Below are 6527 nucleotides of genomic sequence, written 5' to 3'. Positions count from 1 at the left end.
TCCAGTTGGCTTGATTATGTAGAGAATCTAGCGCATACTGTTGATCACAGCTTCTAGTTAACGCTATAGTTTGTAATTGTCTGTTAGTTGTATTCCTTAGATATCGATATACTAAACAACTGAGTAAAATGGTTAATCCTATCATTGTTTCTGTAGTTATCAACTCTTTATAACTTACAAGGTCTAAATGAGGCGGTATCCATCTATATATCAATAATACAAAAGATAGCATGACTATTGTTATAGTATATGGTAATAATAGACTACTTAGACCTATATTTACTATAAATAGTGCGCAAGACATAGGTGAAAAATGGCTTAATTTCATATAGGTGATGCCAGAAATAAAAAAGACAACACATAACAATATAGGCCATAATCCATGCAAAAAACGATTACCTTCCTGTTTATAAGCGTGAAATGTAGGATAGATGGTTACTATTGTTCCTATAGCCATGACAGCTATATACCAGTAAATGTAGGAAAATATATATACTTTCCTCACATAGAAAAGTAGTATGGAGCTGTAAATAATAAAATAAATGCCTGACGCTATGAAAGTAGTAGCGTTTTTAGGAAATGTATCCTTCCAATAAGAAGTAGTAAAAATTGATTGAAAATAATATAGCTTTCTTAACCACCAACGTTTGGTTTCTTGGTTTTGTAGCTTTACTGGACTATCATCTGGAATACCCACCCATCCTGTATTTGGCTTTTTAGGTAAGAGGTAATGAAAGATCAATAAAATGAACGCACCATATATAAGGATAGAAATACATCACGTTCTCTTATAGCTTGCCCTTTTATAAAGATATGATAAACCGTCATAGCTGTGTTGATGCCCATCGACCATAAGACAGCAGCCGAACGGGGTCTAAATCCAAAACAAGCCATAATCATTGGAACTGTAACCGAAGGAGTATAGAAATAAAATACTTTATTTAAAAATTGTCTAATATTGCTCATGTGTAATGTGATCAGAATAGTAGCTATACCTATTAAACCAGAGGATATTCGTACAACTCTTAGAGAATATTTATCGGTTCGTTCTCTAGAACAGGTTATGAAAGGCCATATATCATTAGCAAATAACACAGAACCTGTATGCAAATAAGAGTCAACAGTAGAAATACATAAAGCAATAATAGCTGTTATAAGCAATCCTTTGATTCCAGGAAAATGATTAAGCTGAATAATATAGTCTAGTATTTTTTGTTTAGGTGGAACACTATTGCCACTTGTATATAAAGCAGCAATAACAACTAAAAATAGTAGCGAAAAAATGATCCGAATTGTACCACTTTTAAAAAATACTTTGGTGGCTTGTTGAATAGAAGAAGACATAAAAAACGCTGGATTTGAGCTGGATCAAAAGTAAATATGGAATGCCAAATGAAATAAGCAAATAAATGAACTAAAGAATTATCCCATGTAGGAGAGAGATCCCAAGTAGCTATTTGAGATAAATTAAACTGTGACATATTGACAAATTTTTGCCAATTAATCCATGTATTTTGAGCATTGTATAAAAAAGTAAACGTTAAAATAGGCAAACAAATACTGAAGAAACAAAATTGATAAACATCTGTTAGTGCTACAGACCTAGCCCCACCTAAAATAGTGTAAGCTGTAACGAGTAGTCCTAAAATGACTGTGTAATAATTAGCATATGCTGGTGCATTACAAGAAGTAATAGATTCAATAATAATTAAAACTAATCTTAAACTGAGCAGAAACCTTAGCTATCGTTACTATAATACCAAAGATGGCCGTAAAGTATTCGAACGGATCTTCCACATTAGCCTACCCATAGATTCAGCAATGGAAAAATCTCCTAGCCACTCTTTCATTCTAACAATAATAAACGAGAGGCAAATAAAAAACCTAAGTGGACTACCTAAACTTAGTAGTAACATATATAAGCCTTGATAGTAATAACCAGTCAGTTGGGTATGTAAAAAATTCCCTCCATATATGGTAGCTATTAAAGAAATAGTAACCACCCAAGTAGACATATTTCTACTGCCTACTGCATAGTCTCTAAATGTAGTAACTGATCTACTACAGTATAATCCTATTGCCAGTGTAGTTACTAAGAATATATTATAATCAATAGGTCTATATCCATGGCTTATCTATATTTTCACGTTTCTAGCAAAACACTATAATAAAATTTATTGAATACTTCCATCCTGAATGGTAATGGCATATAATATTCATTTAATTTTTGTATTAAGTGTTATAATATATGTGCATACATATACATATACTATATAATGGATAGTAATCAGATTAGAAGAAAAATCCTATTTGCTATGTTTCGTTTATGTATACTTTTTTATCTATGTCCTGTTGCTTGTAGCTACATGGCGCATAGGACTGGCATGTTGCCTAATAAAAACCCGATGCCTAGTCAAGTACAATTGGAATATGGCTCAACAGTGTGTAGTTATGACAGCAAAACTATACTTGAAAGAAGATTAGAACAAAATATAAAGGCCAGTGTTGGTGTTTTACTTTGCTATACTAATGATAAACAAGAAAGTTTGTCTTACTAGGTAGAGAACGAGTAGGAAAATGTGATGGGGAAACATGGTGTGAATTAGGTGGAAGTGTGGAAACAGGTGAAAGTTTTTTTAGAAGCTGCTATTCGCGAATCAAAGGAGGAAAGTGAAGTATATATCAGTTAGACCCAAATGATTTATTGAATAATGGTGTGGTTTGTTATAGTGAGCATAAGAAAAAGATGGGTGTATTAGAGAAGAAGTATATATCTTACTGAAAGTAAATGATTTTATCCTGCTGATGTATTATGTAAGGCAGTCAATCATCAAATAAGGATACTTATAGGGAGAAAGATGACTTTAAATGGGTTTCATGTGATAGTTTATGCAAAGTCGAACATAATCTTTGTGTATTAAAAGATATAGACGGTAATGCGTATACGTTTACGATAAGAAAGTTTTTCTACGATGCATTAAAACGAGATGCATTCCTGGTGAAATTAAAATCTGTAATGTAACTATAAGTGAATCATACAAATCATAACGCATGGTTTATTTATTATAAATAGATGAACATAATTCCCAAATATGATTTATCACATAATGGATCTAATAGGTGCTTAGCATTAAAAATTATATAAACAAGCATAACAAAATGAAAAGATTACACTGTACAAGTAACAGCTAGAGCGCTAATAGTAAAAAATAGGAAATTGTTACTTGTGAGCAATGATTATAGGCTTTGTATACACCTGGTGGGCACTTAAACCCAAGTGAAATGCTTCCAGAATTATGGTAAGAAGTAAAGGAAGGAACTGGAATTGATGTTAAACCAAACCAGATTGTCTATGTTGCAGAATTTTTTGATAAAAAATGTAATGTACATAAGATAGAAGTCTACTTTACTGCAGAAAAATAGTTGTAGATGAGCTTCCTAAAAATTGGTTAGATCAAGATGGTCTGGTTAAAACCTATCAATTTTTTGATGTTCAAGACTTGAAAGATATCCATGTTGTACCAGCCTTTTAAAACAGGAAAATGGTTAAATTTTGGTACTGATGTTTATCAAGGATCAGAGAAGAGATAAGGTAATATTATATAGTAGAGAGATGAGAATCTTTCTAAAAGATTATGTGTAATAGTTAAGGTTTAACCTTACGCTTGTTGCAATTTTATGTATATCAATAACAACTATTATATGTGAACTTTGTATCAAAAAATTATCAAACCAAAACTAGGCTTGTCGGAATCATCTAAACCCTTATAAAATACATCATCAAACTGTACAAACATAGGTTATATCAGAGATAGAGGAATGTAAAATCAATCTACCATTTCAGTGGACTAACGCTACTCACAGCTGCTATCACACTATGGAATACAGTCTATATAGAAACGTCTATCGATTCTATTAAGCGCAAAGTACTCAAAATAAATGATAAACCATTAGCCCACCTACCTACGTTAGGATCAGAATGTGAGTAGTTACCCTTAATACCCTAGATTAATCAAATCCTTGAGCCTAAAATCAAAACCGTAATTTTCTGATGATTCGAGTCTACTAGTACAAAATTATTTTTACTACAAATTTTAATTAAAAACATAAAAAATGTATGTATACAAAAAAATAAATTATTGAAAATGAAAATAAAATAGTTATTAGCTATACTCCTTCTTATTTTTAAAATCTCGTATCAGTGCGTCTAAGGTCATAAAAAGGTGATGCTTATCCTTATCATCTAGTTTAGATATCTCCTGCATCCTAACCATCATATCTTTATCTAATTCAATATCTGAAATTCCTGTCAAATAGTCCAAAGACACTTCAAGAGCTTGTGCTATTTTAACAGCCATCTCTATAGTAGCCTACCTCACCACGCTCATATCTACCATAAGCATCCCCATTAATACCTGTTTTTTTGCCTAAATCTGATTGAGACAACTTTTTTCTTTTTCTAACTAAGGTTAATCGCTCTCCAAAACTCATTTTTTATGGGACTTAATAGATTATTAATTATGCAGCCAATAAATATACACACAAAAAAATACTTGATAAAAACAGGATACTATTGTATAGTACATACATATTTATTAATTTTACTACAATTATGTAGTATTTACACTATTCCAGTAAAACCAAAATCGTGTCCATATTTATTGATAAAATAGTCCGTCGAATAAAGATTCAAAAATTATACCGGTCTGGTAAAGACGTTCCAACTATTCGTTTGGAGGGAAAATGGATAAAAAGGATAGGATTTGAAATAGACGAAATAGTGACTGTTAATATTAGAGAACGATTACTAATCATAGAGCCTACAGAAAAAAATATGAAGGAGATAGTCAGATATAAAAGTCATTTAAGTGCGGTCAAAAAAACGTTAAGTTAAAAGGAATTTCACAAGAACTTGAAAATATTTAAAAGATAAAATACTTACATAAGTCTAATACCTTTTATTCCTAATAACTTTTATCTATTTGGTAGTCCTATTAGTAGTCTATTTGGTAGTCCTATTAGTAGTCTAATAGCAGTCTATTTGGTAGTCACATATATACTATTAGTAGTCTAATAGCAGTCTATTTGGTAGTCACATATATACTATTGGTAGTCTATTTAGTAGTCCATTTAGTAGTCAAACTAGTATATTGATTTCCTGACTAGAAGCAGTTATGTAATACAAAAATTATATGAATCTAATTTGCAGTATATACCTGATAGTCAAATTATAAATTTGATTAATATTAGCATTAACAACAAGAAACCAGTTCATCAATTTTATTTGTTTAGTAGTCAAATTAGTAGTCAAACAGCCTTGTTATAGTAGTTGTAATTATTGTTAAAAAAATAAAAAAACAACTATAACTAGCGTGGGGGTATTAAATTTGTAAACACATCAAAAAATTATTTAAAGTCTTGCCAATTTGTTATTTATAGTTTAAGTTTATGTAGTTATTTTTTATATCACTTAAACCATATTGAACCGTAAATTTAGATGCATCCAAAAATGTTAGCTATAGAAGCAGCCGATATATTGGGCGTTAGCGTCCAGGCTATTCATAAACAACTCAAGTCGAAAAAATTAGCCTACAATAAGCTTCGCAATAGGGTTTATTTTGAATACGAAACAGCTATAAAAATGTTTGCGCCATATAAACAACCCTGTAAAGTTGTTGTGTTTGTTTTGGTTAAGGGTGGTGTAGGAAAGTCAACTTTATGTCGCGAAACAGCTATACGTGCAACCTTAATGGGTAAAAAAGTTTTAGTTATTGAAATTGATCACCAAGGGAACTTGACTAAGTCTTTTGGTATCAATGCTAATGATTATCCTGTTTTGATTGATTTATTGGATGATAGTTTAATTAAGATAACGAACTCTACAGTTAATGTGCTACCTGGATTAGATATTTTGCCGAGTCGTTATGATAACTCTGTGCTTGATAACTTTATTATGTTAAAGCAAGTTCCGCTTCAGAAAGTACTCAAGTCCAAGGTTGATCCTTTACGTTCAGCCTATGATCTAATTTTAATAGATTGTCCACCTTCTTTAGGTCAATCTATTTCTGCTGCTGTGCTTACATCTGATATGGTTGTTCTTCCTACGACTCCTTGTGACTTTAGTGATTCTGGTATTGATATTACGGTTAACGAGATTAACCGTATGTGTAATGATCACGATATGCCGAAGATTCCAATGAAAATTATTCTGAATCAGTTTGATAATAGAGAGAAGGATTCAAGAGATACCTATTCTGATTTAATTAAACACCATCAATATGGTGAAATGATGTTTTCTGGTTATATCAGGAAGTGTAAGGAAATTGAAAAATACAGAAGACGCAAATCAACGGTATTTGATAGTACTGCAAGCACAGCAGGTAGAGAGGATATTGATACTTTTACGCGTGAACTATTAGAAATGCATAACTTGAAAAGTAACCATATTGTTTCCCATTTCACTAATCCAGAAATGATAAAAGGTTATTAATAGATAAATTATGACTGCTCCAGTTTTTACCCAAGAT

The 6527-nt window shown here is 31.3% G+C and carries 6 protein-coding genes and 1 pseudogene; 3 read left to right on the top strand and 4 right to left on the bottom strand.

Annotation, left to right across the window (positions count from 1 at the left end):
- From FPG78_RS06850 to FPG78_RS06840, 3 genes are all read right to left on the bottom strand, one after another.
- The coding region (locus FPG78_RS06850) for a hypothetical protein (protein WP_144087223.1) at nt 1-742 on the bottom strand (742 nt) is incomplete at its 3' end.
- Nucleotides 739-1344, bottom strand: coding sequence for a sodium:solute symporter family transporter (locus FPG78_RS06845; RefSeq protein WP_144087222.1), 606 nt, complete (start codon nt 1342-1344; stop codon nt 739-741). The genes FPG78_RS06850 and FPG78_RS06845, both read right to left, overlap by 4 nt.
- Before the next feature lie 407 nt (nt 1345-1751).
- Nucleotides 1752-2015 (bottom strand): hypothetical protein, encoded by a 264-nt coding sequence (locus FPG78_RS06840; protein ID WP_144087221.1) that lies wholly within the window; start codon nt 2013-2015, stop codon nt 1752-1754.
- Between the two features lie 261 nt (nt 2016-2276).
- Between FPG78_RS06840 and FPG78_RS06835 the strand changes: the two genes are divergently transcribed.
- A complete protein-coding gene (locus FPG78_RS06835) occupies nt 2277-2558 on the top strand; it encodes a hypothetical protein (RefSeq protein WP_144087220.1) in 282 nt (93 codons plus the stop codon).
- A gap of 1605 nt (nt 2559-4163) precedes the next feature.
- Here FPG78_RS06835 and FPG78_RS08305 read toward each other — a convergent pair.
- A pseudogene (locus FPG78_RS08305) lies at nt 4164-4491 on the bottom strand (helix-turn-helix domain-containing protein).
- Between the two features lie 157 nt (nt 4492-4648).
- Between FPG78_RS08305 and FPG78_RS08530 the strand changes: the two are divergent.
- Both FPG78_RS08530 and FPG78_RS06815 read left to right on the top strand, forming a co-directional pair.
- Nucleotides 4649-4894, top strand: coding sequence for a SymE family type I addiction module toxin (locus tag FPG78_RS08530; RefSeq protein ID WP_223262092.1), 246 nt, complete (start codon nt 4649-4651; stop codon nt 4892-4894).
- 615 nt (nt 4895-5509) lie between these two features.
- Nucleotides 5510-6490, top strand: a complete 981-nt coding sequence (locus tag FPG78_RS06815) for an AAA family ATPase (RefSeq protein WP_223262091.1) — start codon at nt 5510-5512, stop codon at nt 6488-6490.
- Nucleotides 6491-6527 lie beyond the last annotated feature (37 nt).

The organism is Cardinium endosymbiont of Dermatophagoides farinae (genome assembly GCF_007559345.1).
In the GTDB taxonomy this organism is placed as follows: Bacteria; Bacteroidota; Bacteroidia; order Cytophagales; family Amoebophilaceae; genus Cardinium.
Note: the sequence above shows the minus strand (reverse complement) of the source record. Positions and strands in the feature narration are given on the sequence as shown.

Excerpts from the sequence above, each read along its gene's own strand:
- FPG78_RS06845 (WP_144087222.1), bottom strand. The coding sequence starts at position 1,344 with ATGTCTTCTTCTATTCAACAAGCCACCAAAGTATTTTTTAAAAGTGGT.
- FPG78_RS06840 (WP_144087221.1), bottom strand. The coding sequence starts at position 2,015 with ATGTCTACTTGGGTGGTTACTATTTCTTTAATAGCTACCATATATGGA.
- FPG78_RS06835 (WP_144087220.1), top strand. The coding sequence starts at position 2,277 with ATGGATAGTAATCAGATTAGAAGAAAAATCCTATTTGCTATGTTTCGT.
- FPG78_RS06815 (WP_223262091.1), top strand. The coding sequence starts at position 5,510 with ATGTTAGCTATAGAAGCAGCCGATATATTGGGCGTTAGCGTCCAGGCT.